Below are 13,398 nucleotides of genomic sequence, written 5' to 3'. Positions count from 1 at the left end.
TGATTTGCTCACAGCGTAACTCCTGCAGGTTGAGTGGTTGGTGCCGCACGCAGCGGCTTGAACGAGAAATACATCCAGACGAGGGAGACGCAGACGGTGCCGTACAAGAGCATGAAGGAGCTCGAACGCACGCCCGTGAAATCCACCAGGGCGCCGAACATCACGGGCAGGATGAAGCCGCCGAGGCCGCCGGCCAGGCCCACCACGCCCGAGACGGCGCCGATATTGTCGGAAAAATCATCGCCGATGAACTTGAAGACGGACGCCTTGCCTACGGCCATGGCGATGCCGACGATGAACAGCAGCACGGTGAACCACAGCGGCGACAGGCCGATGTGGAAGGCCAGCGGCCCCGTGACGGTTTCCACGACCATCTGGGTTTGCGGATACGACAGCAGGAAGAAGCACACCCAGCACACCCACATCACGGCCCAGGTGACTTTCGCCGCGCCGTATTTGTCGGAGATCCAGCCGCCAAACGCGCGCAGCACGCCGCCCGGCAGCGAGAAGCAGGCAGCCAGCAGCGCCGCGTGCTTCAAATCAAAACCGTATTCGGCCACGTAATACTTCGTCATCCACAGCGCCAGCGCCACATAGCCGCCAAACACCACCGAGTAGTACTGGCAGTAGCGCCACACGCGCGGGTCCTTCAGCACCTTCATCTGCGCCGAAAAACTTTCGCCCGATGGCGCCAGGTGCGATTTGTCCGTGTACGAAAACAGCCAGAAGATGATGGCCGTGGCCAGCATGGCCACCGCATACACCTTGGGCAGCATCTGCCAGCCGAAGGCGGCGACGATGCCCGGCGCGACGAACTTGGTCAGCGCGGAACCGGAGTTGCCGGCGCCGAAGATGCCCATCGCCAGGCCGCGGCGCTCCTTTTCATACCAGCGCGCCACATACGGCGTGCCGACGGAGAACGAGCCGCCCGCCAGGCCCACGAACATGCCCAGCACGAGGAAGTGCCAGTAGGCGGTGGCGTAGGAAATCAGGTAGATCGGCACCACGCTGGCCAGCATCAGCCAAAAGAAGACGCGGCGTCCGCCGTATTTGTCCGTCCAGATGCCCAGCGGCACGCGCACGAGAGAGCCCGTCAGCACGGGCATGGCGGCCAGCAGGCCGAATTGCGTTTCAGTCAAGCCCAGGCTGGTCTTGATGGGGATGCCGAGCACGGCAAACATCATCCAGACTGCAAAGCAGATGGTGAAGGCGAAGGTACTGCTGATCAGCACGGACGCCTGCTTGCGCCGCATGCCGGGTTCGACTGCCTTGTTACTACTGTTGTTCTTAGTGCCATCTAGGGTAGCCACGATGTTTCTCCATGAATGCACTGGCCGTCTGGCCAGCCGTCCCGACCAGCTTACGTGGCAGAGGGGAAAGGCACTATCGGCCACAGGGTGATTCTGGAAAGGCAATCTGGATAGCCGTATCGGCAAAAGTGACTAGATGAAGAGGTATTGACCTAGCCTGGATGGCGGGTGTTTTACAAACGGCCGCATTTTTGGCACACTCGGCGCCTGGAGAAAAGGAGCGGCATGCAGAACATTCACGCAACAGACCCCATCGTTACCCGCTTGGCCCAGGCTGATGATGTGGCAGCCATGCTGGCCTGCGATGCGTATGCGCAGGCGCACGCCAGCCGGGGCGAGGCCGTGCGCGCCGCCGTCGGCAAGGGGCACTGCCAGCTGGCCATCCGCGCTGGCCAGGTGGCCGGCTATGTGCTCATGCACGACGACTTCTTCGGTCACGGCTTTGTCTCGCTGGTCATGGTCTCGGCCGCGCATCAGCGCTGCGGCGTGGGATTGCGCCTGCTGGCCGCCGCCGCAGCCGCATGCCGGACAGAGAAACTGTTCACGTCGACGAACCAGTCCAACGGCGCCGCGCAACAGCTGTTCGCCAGCGCGGGTTTCGTGCGCAGCGGCCGGATCGAGCATCTCGACGAGGGCGATCCGGAACTCGTGTACGTCAAATTCCTGCGTTAGGAACACATCATCCCGACGGCGTATGGCGCGTCGCGCCAAAGGCGGCTATGCTGGCGCCATTGTCAACGCCTGTAAAGTCACCGCATGGATTACCTGAGCCTCAAGCATTTCCACATGGCTTGCGCCGCTGCCAGCGGCTGTCTGTTCCTGTTGCGCGGCGCCTGGATGCTGCGCGCCTCGCCGCTGCTGCAGCAGCGCTGGGTAAAAATCCTGCCGCACCTGGTCGACACGGCCCTGCTGGCCAGCGCCATCACCCTGGCCGTGTGGAGCGGCCAGTCGCCCGGTAGCCAGCCCTGGCTGGCCGCCAAGCTGTGCGCGCTGCTGGCCTACATCGTGCTGGGCACCATCGCCCTGAAACGGGGCAAGACGCCGGCCGTGCGCGGCGCCGCCTTCGCGCTCGCCGTGCTGGTCTTCGCCTACATCATCGCCGTCGCCGTCACCAAACAGGCCTGGCCGCTCTGATGCAGCAAAAAATGTAGCGCAGGGTCGCACCGGCAGTACAAAGTGCCGAGCGCACCCTGCACGTGCTTATTTGGCGCTGTTTCTTTCCAGAAGTTTCTTGCCAGTGGCGTCCTTTAGCCACCATTCACGCACCTCAAGCGCCTTGTTCTCGATGCTGGCATTGGCCAGCAAGGGATTTTTCTTCAGGTAGACGATATCTTCCTCGAAATTGTCGTGTATCGAAGCCACTTCCAGGAAACGGTTGGCATCCAGACGTCCCAGGTAGATGACCTTGCCAGCGACGACGTCAAACTCGATCGGCTTCGGCGACGATTCGGAGTACTTGGACCTGCTTCCATAGTCAAGCAGCCAGATGAGGATGCGGTAGCGTCCCGGCGTCAGCTGCAGCGCAAACGTACTGCCCTTGCCCGTAGGCACTTTGGGCGCGACATTCCGCAAGGAAACCTGGCCGGCGGGAGCATGGCTGGATAACCACAGATCGTTGTCCCTGTTGCCAGCAAGGTCGCTGCTGACAATGGCGAAGCTGGCGCCATGCGCCTCGAAGACGGCGCGCTCGAACACGGTGCCGACGACTACGCCCTTGGCCGGGTCGGGGGTCGTATAGGTAAACGCAGGCGCGCTATTGTGGCCGGTGATACAGCCGGACAACAGCGCAGGCAGCAAGACGGCGCACGCCAGCGCGCGCAGCATGGTGGTTCGGACAAACATGGATGATCCTGGATGAAATGAAGAAAATGGGTAACAAGTAACGGGCAAAGGGCCAAGGGCGACAAGCGCACCTGTGCCTGCCTGGGCATCAACAAATATTTCCACACGGGAATTTTTTAGTGTATCCGCTTGGCAGGAAAATGTCTAGTTGACAAGAGCCTATCCCAGTAGGGAGCGTCTTCTGCTGGCAGTTCATCAGGAGCGCGGACAAGGCGTGAGGAGGACGCGTGGCGAGCAACGCCGCCCCCCCCCCCCCTTCTGAGGGGCGCCACCCGGCGAGGTATTCATCTACCGGGATGGGCTCGAAACAGGTGAAGAACACAGTACGATTTCTGCAGAGCGCGGCAAGCTGCACGGCGATGATAGTATTAACAACATCATGCACGAGCTGGCCATCCTGGCCCCGCATCCACTTCTGAAAGGCAAACATGCTGCTATCTGAACTGCTGACCAAGCTGACCTGTGGTGAACTGGAAGGCGAGGAACTCGACGAAGCCGTCACCGCCATCAGCGATGCGCCGTCCGCTCCGCGCGACGAGTGGATCGACAGCGATGCGCAGGCCTACACGGTGGCGATCCTCCTGCAGCTGGCCGGCTATATGGCGTCGAGCGACAAGCTCGATGAACTGCACGAACAGATACAGGACATGTTCGAGGAATTCCCCGACTTCCCCTACGAAATGCTCGAGGACAGCGGCGGTAGCGCGCTGCCCTATTTCGAGTGGCTGGACACGGAACTGGCGCAGCGCGCCGTGGACGAAGGCGGCTATGAGCTGATCCAGATCGACGATAACGGCACCGATGAAATGGATGCGCTGGTCGTGTACCGGCGCGATACAAACGACATCATCCAGGCGGCGGCGTTGATGGGCGTGACGATACGCCAGCCGCTCACCTACTATCGCGGCATCGAGGCGATGGTGGGCAAGCGGCCGTTCTGAGACCCCGCGCCTATTGCATCGGCAAGGCCGCCACGTCGACGGCGGGCGCCTGGCCCGTGGCCGGGCGCGTGAAGTTCTGGCCGGTTTTCACGTACCCGGCAAAAAAGCCGCCGTTATGCAGGAAGAACTTGCCGTTTTCCAGGCCGCCCGCGTAATCCATGCGCTGCGCATTGGTGGCCGTGGCGTCGCCGGTGAACCTTCCCGCAGTCACTTCGGACCATGTACCGGAAACGTTCCTGGCCCACTGGTTGCCGAACTGGACGCGGCGCTGCGTATAGCCCCGCGTATCGATGAAGTTCTCGAGGAAGGAATGCACGCGCGTCAGATACGTGGAAATCGCCGGCCGCTTCCAGGTGGCGATGTAGCGCCACTTGCCCGTCTCCGGCGCGAAGAACCAGGCCGAATAATCGCTGCCGCCCTTGCCGTCGGGCCGCGCGCGCGTGATGAAGCGGTACGTGGTGCCGGCCGCCCAGTCATACGACAGATAGGTCTGCCCGCCCGTGCCCTCGCCGCCAAACGCATTGTCGATGACGCCGGCGCCCTTGCTGACCAGAGTGGTCTTGGCGCCATTGTCGGCGTCCCACACGGAAAACAATATCCAGCGCTCGGCGGGTGACTTCACCTGGATGCCCATGTAGCCCTGGCCGAAGCCGTTGGCCATGAAGTAGGAACCGATGGCGTCCTGGCCGACGGGTATCGTCATCTCGTTATAAAAATACTCGGTATTGGCCGGCACCGTATAGCCCATGTGCACGGACGGCCCCCGTCGCGACCAGTAGTAATTGGCGGGATCGTTGGCATAGTTCAGCGTGGCACCTGCCGTCACCTTCAGCGCCGTGACGTCGCCAAACGTGGCCTTGGCGCGCGAGATTCCCTGCAAGTCCACCTTCACATAACCGGCCGCCGGCACGTTCACCGTGCCCACGGCGTAGGTTTTGCGGGCCTTGCCGGCCAGCCTGACGTCGAACAGCGCGCCGTTGATCGTCACGCGGATGGTGCTGTTGCCGCCATCGGCCAGGCTGGCGTCGAGCGCCACCTGGACGGGACCCGCTTCGGCCACGCGGAAATACGTGCTGGCGACGGCAGCCGGATTGCTCCAGCCGGACAGGCCATGCTCGCCGATGACGGCGCCCTCCTGCCCGCTGGTGATGAAGGCGTTGCCGGCCAGTTCCACAGTGGCGGGCGTCGCGCGCGCCACGGGCGCGGCCACGCAGGCGGCCACGCAGGTGACCAGTAAAGGCATGGCGGCAAGGACTGCGCAGAGCAATGAATTTGTGTGTTTCATCAACGTCTCCTGGGATGGAAAAAACCCGCTACGGCGGCAGGCGCGGTAGCGGGTCGTCAAGCCTTAGTACTTGCCGTCGAGGGCGAAGATCGGCTTGCGCGATTTCCACTGCCCGCCCGTGAAGTCGGGGAAGTCCAGGGTCTGGAAGTTGGCCGCGATCGATTGCTCGGACAGCGGCGTGATGGCGCTCCACGTCACGGCGTCGTAGATATCGATCGGCATCGGCGCGTTGGCCTTCAGGGCTTCGACAAAGGCGTGGATGACGAAGAAGTCCATGCCGCCGTGGCCCGCGCCTTCCGCTTGCGCCGCGTACTTGCGCCAGACCGGATGCTCATACTTGTCCTGGTAGACCTTGAAGTCGTCCCACTGATGCGGCTTGCTGACGCCTTCGATGTGAATCGAATTGTTCAAGTCCATCCACAGGCCATCCGTGCCTTGCACGCGGAAGCCCAGCGAATAAGGGCGCGGCAGGCTCGTATCGTGCTGCAGGATGATGGTTTCGCCGTTCTCGCACGCCAGCGTGGTGGTGACCACGTCGCCCAGTTTGAATTTCACCTTGGCGTTCGCATGCTGCGCGCCGCCCGGCTGCTTGACGATGTAGTCGTGCAAGCCGCGCGCCTTGGTGGCGAAGGCGTTGATGCGCGTAAAACGGTTGCCGCGGTTGATGTTGGTGTACATGGCGCAGGGGCCGATGCCGTGGCTTGGATACAGTTCGCCATTGCGCTCGACCGAGTGCTGCGTGCGCCAATGGGCTTCCGACCAGCCCTTCTCGCCGAATTCCACGCCGCCGCCATACGGCTTGGCCGGATTGCCGCTGTTGAATTTGACGGCGCGCAGGTCGTGCTGGTAGCCGCCCTGCAGGTGCAGCAGTTCGCCGAACAGGCCCGCGCGCACCATCTGCAGCGCAGCCATCACGTCGCGGCGGTAGCATACATTTTCCAGCAACATGTAGGGCGTGCCCGTCTTCAGCTGGGTATTGAGCACATCCCAGTGGTCTTGCAGCGTGATGCCGGCCACCACTTCGCAACCGACTGCGATCTTCGCCTGCATCGCAGCGATCGCCATCGGCGCGTGGAATTCCCACGGCGTGGCGATGATCACGCCATCGAGGCCGCCCGCGTCCAGCATGCGCTTGTAGGATTTCTCGTCGCGGTCTTCGCCATACGTGCGCGGACGCGGCTTGCCGGCCTTGGCCACCTGGCCCAGCGCGTGTTTCAGCATGATCGGTTCGATATCGCACAGGGCGACCACTTCCACGTCGTCGCGGCGCACCAGTTCGGCCAGCAGCACCTGGCCGCGCATGCCCGTGCCGATCAGGCCCAGGCGAACCTTGTCGCGGCCGGCGGCCGGTGCGGCGCTGGCGTCGCCGGGCAGCAAGGCGCTGCCGGCCATGGCGCCACCGGCCAGCGCGGCGCTGGCGGACAGGAAATTGCGTCGATTGATTTGTGTCGTCATTGGTCTCTTCTCGCTTCCGTTGGTAAGAATCGTCACCGGCCCGCCGCACGGCAGGCCGGTTGCAGTTTAATAGGTGTATTCAGCCGTGAAGCGCACGGAACGCGGCGCCGTGCGGCCATCGACCTGCAGGTAATTGCGGGAGATGGCGCCATGGTCTTCGCGCGTTTCGGTATAGCGGGTGACGGTCTGGCTGTTGAAGACGTTGAACACGTCCACTTTCAGGCTCAGGCCTTTGACGGCGCTGGGAGTATAGGCCACATTCATGTCCAGCTGGGCTTGCCACGGCAGGCGGCCCTGGCTGCCGCGCGGCGCCGGCTTGCCGTTGCAATAGAAGTAGGAATCGCCGTAATTGCCCTCGAACTTCAGGTTATCGGGCAGCGCGCCGATGCAGTTGCGCGGCGCGCCCGAGATCAGCGACAGGTTGGCGCCCACCATCACGTCCGGGATGAGCTGCATGAAGCCGTAGGCCTTGAAAGCGTGGCGGTGGTCGCCCGGCAGATAGCCATACGCGTTGTACATCAGCTCCTTGTGGTCGTCGCTGACCGTCAAGCCCACGTCGCCGCCGCCGATGCTGTCCGTCTGGCCTTCCATATTGCCCTTCAGGCCGGACAAGGTGTAGGTCAGCTTGCCGTACCAGCCGTTCGTGTACGGGTGCTCGACGAACATGTTCAAGGCGCGGTAGGTGCGCGATGGCAGCGGGTTGCCCCACTCTGCCGCCGATATATCCACGCGGCGCAGGCCCTTGCCATCGTCAAAGTCCACCATCAGGCTGTTGTCGCGGCCCGGGTTGATGATGGCACACTGGAAGCCGCTCCAGTTAGCCGTATCGACGCCGTTGCGCGTGGCCCAGGCTTGCAGCGGACGCGCGTCGCAGGTATCGTCGTTGGTGTCGTTCAGCTTGCGGTACAGGACGCTGGCGCCCACCACCAGCTTCTTGCTCAGGGCGCGTTCGAAGCCCAGCGAGAATTCATCCTGCGACAGCGGTTTCAGGCCAACGGCCGTCACTTCGCGCGCATCGCGGCTCTGGCCATACGCGTTGTTGGCCGAATACGGCTTGCTGATCGCATGCAGGCCCGTCGGCGCGCCCGTCACGGGATCGACGCCCGTGTAGGTGAACATCTCGCTGGTGGCCAGGAAGGGGCTGGCCATGTTGCTCGACAAATTCGATGGCACCGGCAGGTGGTAGCGGCCGCCGTTGGCGAAGAATTTCAGGGTGCCGTCGCCCAGGTAATCCCAGGTAGCGCCCACGCGCGGGGCGATCATGTTGCGCTGAGAAATGAAGGCCACGCCATCGGTGCTGTAGTTGGTGAACTGCTCGCGGCGCAGGCCCAGGTCCAGCAGTACCCACTCCGTGACCTGATAGTGATCCTGGATGTACTGCGCCGATTGCACGCTGGTCGGACGCGCCAGGTTGGCGTTCAATTCCTTGCTGACGTAATAGCCATCCTTGCCATAGCCGTTGCCCTGGGCCGGCGTCTCAAAGGCGCCGTTGATCAAGAGCGTCGGATCCTTGACCTTCTCGTACCTCCAGCGGTAGCCGCCGGCCAGGCTCAGGCCCACTTGCGATTCCACGTCGATGCGGTCGATGCCGCCGCGCAGCGAATGCTTGCCCAGCTTGTATTCCAGGTCCAGGCGCTTGGCCTTCTGGCGGTCTGCCGACGACGGGTCGACCAGAGTACCGGTCACCGTTTGCGGATTGGTGTACGTCAGGCCAGGCACCTGGGTCGATTCATTCGACGACGTTTGCGCCAGCAGCGGATTGTAGCCTTCCGGGGTACGGCGGTGCGAAGTGCGCGACTGCCCCATCATGGCCGTCACCGTCAGCTTGTCCGTCAGGTAGCCCGTATACTTGAAGATATCGACATTCGCGCCCGGCGCGGCCGACGAGCCGCAGCAGTTGATAGTGGTCTCGCTGCCGCCTCCAGGCACGTTGTTGCGTTTCAAGGTGGCATAGTCGAAGCCATAGCTCTGGCTATCCGTAGTCGTGCGGTCATACAACTTGGTGTATTCGAAGTGATGGTCGTCCGTCAGGTTGTAGTCCAACTTGGCCATCATGCGGTCAACCTTGCTCTTGCTTTCGCGCCAGCCGTTCGGCAACACCTTGTTCACCATGTCGTCGCGCGCACCGGCGACGGCGCCGCCGTCCGTGCGCGTCTGTTCCAGCGCCACGAAGGCGAACAGCTTGTTCTCGATCAGCGGCCCGCTGCCATACAAGCCGACGACCTTGCTGGTGCTGCCGTTATCGCGGTTCCAGTACTTCAAGGTGCCATCCGTGCCCGGATTGGCGCCCGTGTTCGGGTAGTACCGGTTTTCCGTAGTCCCCTTCAGCGAACGGGGGATGATGGAAACCTTGCCGCCGAATTCGACCTTGTTGCCGCCGCTCTTGGTCGTGATGTTGATCACGCCGCCCGTGGAACGGCCAAACTCCGAGCCGTAGCCGCCCGACAGCACCTGCAGGTTCGAGATCGCGCCAAACGGCAGTTCCGACGCGCCCACCTGGGTGAGGATGTTCGTGATGGGGAAACCGTTGACGTAGAAGGCGTTTTCCGACTGGCCCGAGCCGCCGATCGATGGCGCATTGCCATACACGCTGTTGGTGCCACGGGCCACGCCCGGCGTCAGCTGCACGATGGAAGCGACGTCGTTCCCGACCGGCAGCGCTTTCAATTCCTTGGCCATGAAGATCACGCCATTGTTCGTGTTCGACACGTCGATCGTGTTGCGCGACGCTTTCACCACGACGGTTTGCTCCTGGCCCACGGCACCGGCCGCGCTGGCCGGACCGAAGTTCGCTTCCGCACCGGCGCCGATCAGGGCTTCGACTTCCTGCGACGCTTCCACCGAGCCGGCACGCAGCACGCGCACCGCATAGCGCCCTGGCGGCATGGAATTGGCCACATAGCGGCCCGACGTATCGGGCGTCAGGGTACGCCGCACGCCCGTCGCCAGGTTTTCCAGCACCACGGTGGCGCCGGCCGGTGCGCTCACTTCGCCGAAAATGGTACTGGTGGCATTCGACTGTGCCCAGGCCTGGCCTGGCACGCCTGCCGCCAGGGCGATCACGATCGCGGCGGCGCGGCTGATGTCGCGCAATTTGAGTCGGGTGGTATGCATGCTGTGTCTCCGTCTATATCGAGGGTTATGCGCGCCCTCCCCGCTCCAGGGCGGAGCCGGGGGGACGCCATTTTTATGGTGGTCATCGGAAGGTAGCGCCAGACTGCCGCACCTTTCGGGAAATCAGTCCGTATCGGCTGATTTTCGTTTTCCTGCGATTACTTTAAAAAGAAAAATAAGTATCGTCAACAAAAAGAAAGTTATAACGCGAATTTATCGCTGAAACGGGTAAATAAATGCGATTTATCTTTCGTTTAAATCAGCGTAGCGGAAGATAACTTTCGTTACCGTGGTATGACAGATACACGCGCAGGCAAGGAGGTGAGCAGGAACGGCGAAATGGCCCAAAAATCCCCAGAGAAAAACGCGAAAGCAGCCATGATGCGCTGCTTTCACTTGCGTTTATCTTTCGAATTGTACATTTCGGAATATTGTCTTTTCTTTTTCCGGGTAATACCGCGGCCCGCCACCATGCTGGCTGGCGGGCCGGGGCAAGGTCACGGCTTAAAAGAACTTGTAGCTGGCCGAGAGCGCAAACTGGCGGCCGAACAGGTCCTGGCTATGGTTGTAGCCTTCCCAGCCGTTCGGATCGTAGTATGGCCGCTTGTTGAACGCGTTTTTCACGTTCAGGCCCACGTCCAGGTTCTTCACCGGCTTCCAGCTGAAGGCCAGGTTGACCGTCGTGTACGACGGCGCGCCCTTGCACTGGCCGGCCGGCAGCGATACCGAGGCGGCGGTGCAGTTTTCCGGCGTGTTGTCCTTGTCCCAGGGGCCATACGCCCAGCGCGTCTTGCCCGAGTAGTTGACGAACACGCTGCTGACGAAGTTGCGGTAGCTCCAGTCGGCGTTGACCGTGGCGCGGTAGCGCGGCGAATCGTAGTAGCCGACGGTATTGCCCTTGATGTCGCTGCCGTCTTCGCTGTCGTGAGTGTCGCGCTTGCGGATGGTGGCGGCGATGCCGGTACTCAGCTTGCCCCAGTCGCCGAGCGCAAAGCGCGTGCGCGCGTCGATGTCCACGCCGTCCATCAGGGTGCGGCCGCGGTTCGAATACGAGTTGATCAAGCCGCCCAGGTTGCCCACCGAGTAGCCAGGCGCGCCGCCCGCGCACACGCCAGCGTTGGCGGGATTGGCGCACATGGCTGCCACCGCCGCCACGTTGGCCCGGTCCGTATCGGTCAGGTCGTTGCGGATGGCGCTCGATGTGCCGGCCAGGGTCGGACCGTGCTTGTCCACCAGTTCCGTAAACAGCTCGTTGAAGTCCTGGCGCACGATTTCGTCGCGGCGGTTGATGAACCAGTAATCGATGGAAATGCTCACGTCCTTGGCCGGCTGCAGCACCAGGCCCACGGTCGATATCTTCGCCTTTTCCGGACGCAGATTCTGGTTCGGCGGCGTCAGGCCGCCCACCGTCGTGGAGCAGTTCGAATTGAGCAGGCTCTTGCCCAGGTCCGCATCCGTCGCCACTTTTGACTTCAGCAAGGCGCGCGCCATGGCATTCGTTTCATCGCAGCGCACCGTGTCGCGGATGCCGCCCACCTGTGCAAAGACGCCGCCCGTGCCCGATTCGGCCAGGTTGGGCGCGCGGAAGCCTTCCGAATACGTCCCGCGCAGCATCAGGTCGGGCCGCGCGCGCCAGATCACGCCCAGCTTGGGCGCCAGGTTGGCGGAGAAATGCGGGTATTTGTCCAGGCGCGCGGCCGCATTGACTTCCAGTGTGTCGCTGAGTGGCACCACCACTTCGCCAAACACGGCGGCGATGGTGCGCTTGCCATCGAACCAGGAACCGCCCTGCTGCGTGATCAGGCCATTGGCGGCATCGGTGTTGCCGGGCGTGAGAAAACTCTCGCGCATGATGTTGGTGCCCACGGCGGCGCGCACTTCGCGCTCGCCCAGCTTGAACAGGGTACCTTCGACTTTCGCGTCCCAGGTCATCAGTTTGGTCCAGGATTCGATGGCAAACGTCGGATAGGCGGTGCGCACCAGCGCCGCGTTGGCCTCGCTGATTTCGCCGAACTTGTAGGCGGGATTGTCCGAGATATACGTGCGGCCGCTGACGGGGTCTTTCGTGAACGGCCCGAACGCCTGCTCGAAGCCCAAGATGTTGATGTTCGCCGTCTGGAACAGGGTCGAATGGCTGCCCGCCACGCTGAGCGCCGTTTCAAAATCCCAGCCGCCGCCGATGCTGCCGCGCAGGCCGACGAGCGCGCGGTAGTTTTCATCGACATTCTTCTGGCCGAAGTGGCCTTGTGCATCCTGCAGCAGGTAGTTCAAGCCGGCCGCGCCGCCCATCCTGGCTACCATGTCGGCATCGAGTTTGCCCTTCAGGTAGACGTTGTTGGGACTGAGGAACGGCGTGGCGAAGGTGTTCAGCGTATTGCCCGTATTGCGCGCGAACCAGTTGTTCGTGCTGCCGCTGTTGAAGCTGGACGGGCCATTCTCGCCGCGCATCTTGATGTGGGTGAAAGCGCCTTCCGCGAACGCTTCCATGTCGCCACCGAGTTTCAGCCGGCCGCTCAGGTAAGCCGTGGCGCGCTCCGAGGTAGGTCCCGTGTCGAGCTGGTTGGGCAGCGCATTCCACACGCAGCGACTACCCGACGCCTCGGTGATGCTGGTGTTGCAGCCGGGCGCGGCGCGCTGGGTGCGCGCATTGTTCTTCGCCTTGTCGAAGACAAAGAAGGTCCCGGGATTCACCGTGCCCGGTTCGCTGCCCACGCCCACGCGCATGTTCGGGATGAAATTCGGATTGTTCGCATAAAAATACGCAGGACGCTTTTGCCAGGTGTCGGCCAGCGCGATGCGGTCGCGCTGGTAGACGTTGACGGAACCATAGATGTTGTAGCCGTCGCTGGCCAGGTCGCCCAGGCCATACAGCACGCTGGCCTGGCGTTCGCCATAGGCTTTCACGCTGGGCGAAAACTCGCCGTTGGCGCGCGCTTCCAGGCCTTGATACGATTTTTTGGTGATCACGTTGATGACGCCGGCCACGGCATCGGAGCCATACACGGCCGACGCGCCATCCGTCAAAATCTCCATGCGCTCGATGGCGGCGGCGGGAATGGCGTCGATATTGACGAACATGGTCTGGAAGCCGGCCGGCGCACCGTAGAATGACAGGCGACGGCCATTCAAGAGCACCAGCGTGCCCTGCGCGCCCAGGCCGCGCAAGTTCGCTTGCGAGCCGCCATCGGAACCGGTGAACATCGAGCGGAAATCCTGCTGCGCCGGGCGGGCGGCAGGCAGGTTGTCGAGCACTTGCAGCAAGGTGAGCGCGCCCATGTTTTCGATCTGCTTGGCGTTGATCACCTGCACCGGCGACGCCGTCTCCGCGTTGATGCGCTTCAGGCTCGATCCCGTCACTTCGACACGCTGCAGTTTCTCCTCCTCCGCTGCCAGCGCCGTCGAGGCCAACCCTACCGCCACCATGGCGGCCATCAGTTTTTTCAAGTGCATT

Annotated in this window: 9 protein-coding genes; 3 read left to right on the top strand and 6 right to left on the bottom strand. The window is 62.6% G+C overall.

From position 1 onward, the window contains the following. Window positions 1-8: 8 nt before the first annotated feature. Window positions 9-1,253: an MFS transporter gene (locus CLU91_RS02370; RefSeq protein WP_100872821.1), complete on the bottom strand. Its 1,245-nt coding sequence runs from the start codon at window positions 1,251-1,253 to the stop codon at window positions 9-11. 282 nt (window positions 1,254-1,535) lie between these two features. Between CLU91_RS02370 and CLU91_RS02365 the strand changes: the two genes are divergently transcribed. Continuing rightward, window positions 1,536-1,982 (top strand): GNAT family N-acetyltransferase, encoded by a 447-nt coding sequence (locus CLU91_RS02365; RefSeq protein WP_100872820.1) that lies wholly within the window; start codon window positions 1,536-1,538, stop codon window positions 1,980-1,982. Between the two features lie 84 nt (window positions 1,983-2,066). Then, a complete protein-coding gene (locus CLU91_RS02360) occupies window positions 2,067-2,444 on the top strand; it encodes a SirB2 family protein (protein ID WP_100872819.1) in 378 nt (125 codons plus the stop codon). Between the two features lie 66 nt (window positions 2,445-2,510). Here CLU91_RS02360 and CLU91_RS02355 read toward each other — a convergent pair whose 3' ends face one another. Next, window positions 2,511-3,152 carry a hypothetical protein gene (locus CLU91_RS02355; protein WP_157814548.1) on the bottom strand — a complete coding sequence of 214 codons (642 nt, stop codon included), beginning with the start codon at window positions 3,150-3,152 and terminating at the stop codon, window positions 2,511-2,513. A gap of 428 nt (window positions 3,153-3,580) precedes the next feature. Between CLU91_RS02355 and CLU91_RS02345 the strand changes: the two genes are divergently transcribed. Further along, entirely contained in the window at window positions 3,581-4,093 is a 513-nt protein-coding gene (locus tag CLU91_RS02345; RefSeq protein ID WP_100872816.1) for a hypothetical protein, read from the top strand. A gap of 10 nt (window positions 4,094-4,103) precedes the next feature. Here the strand turns inward: CLU91_RS02345 and CLU91_RS02340 are convergent, their stop codons facing one another. The 4 genes from CLU91_RS02340 to CLU91_RS02325 all read right to left on the bottom strand — a co-directional run bounded on the left by CLU91_RS02340 (window position 4,104) and on the right by CLU91_RS02325 (window position 13,397). Then, a complete protein-coding gene (locus tag CLU91_RS02340; protein WP_232730593.1) occupies window positions 4,104-5,378 on the bottom strand; it encodes a DUF3472 domain-containing protein in 1,275 nt (424 codons plus the stop codon). Between the two features lie 63 nt (window positions 5,379-5,441). After that, window positions 5,442-6,833, bottom strand: a complete 1,392-nt coding sequence (locus tag CLU91_RS02335) for a Gfo/Idh/MocA family protein (RefSeq protein WP_198521218.1) — start codon at window positions 6,831-6,833, stop codon at window positions 5,442-5,444. Window positions 6,834-6,899: 66 nt separating this feature from the next. Continuing rightward, entirely contained in the window at window positions 6,900-9,947 is a 3,048-nt protein-coding gene (locus CLU91_RS02330; protein WP_100872815.1) for a TonB-dependent receptor, read from the bottom strand. A 504-nt stretch (window positions 9,948-10,451) separates the two neighbouring features. Then, on the bottom strand, window positions 10,452-13,397 hold the full coding sequence (locus CLU91_RS02325) for a TonB-dependent receptor plug domain-containing protein (protein WP_100872814.1): 2,946 nt from the start codon (window positions 13,395-13,397) through the stop codon (window positions 10,452-10,454). Window position 13,398: the final 1 nt, after the last annotated feature.

The organism is Janthinobacterium sp. 64 (assembly GCF_002813325.1).
Classification (GTDB): Bacteria; Pseudomonadota; Gammaproteobacteria; order Burkholderiales; family Burkholderiaceae_D; genus Janthinobacterium.
This window is presented reverse-complemented; position numbering and strand designations above follow the sequence as displayed.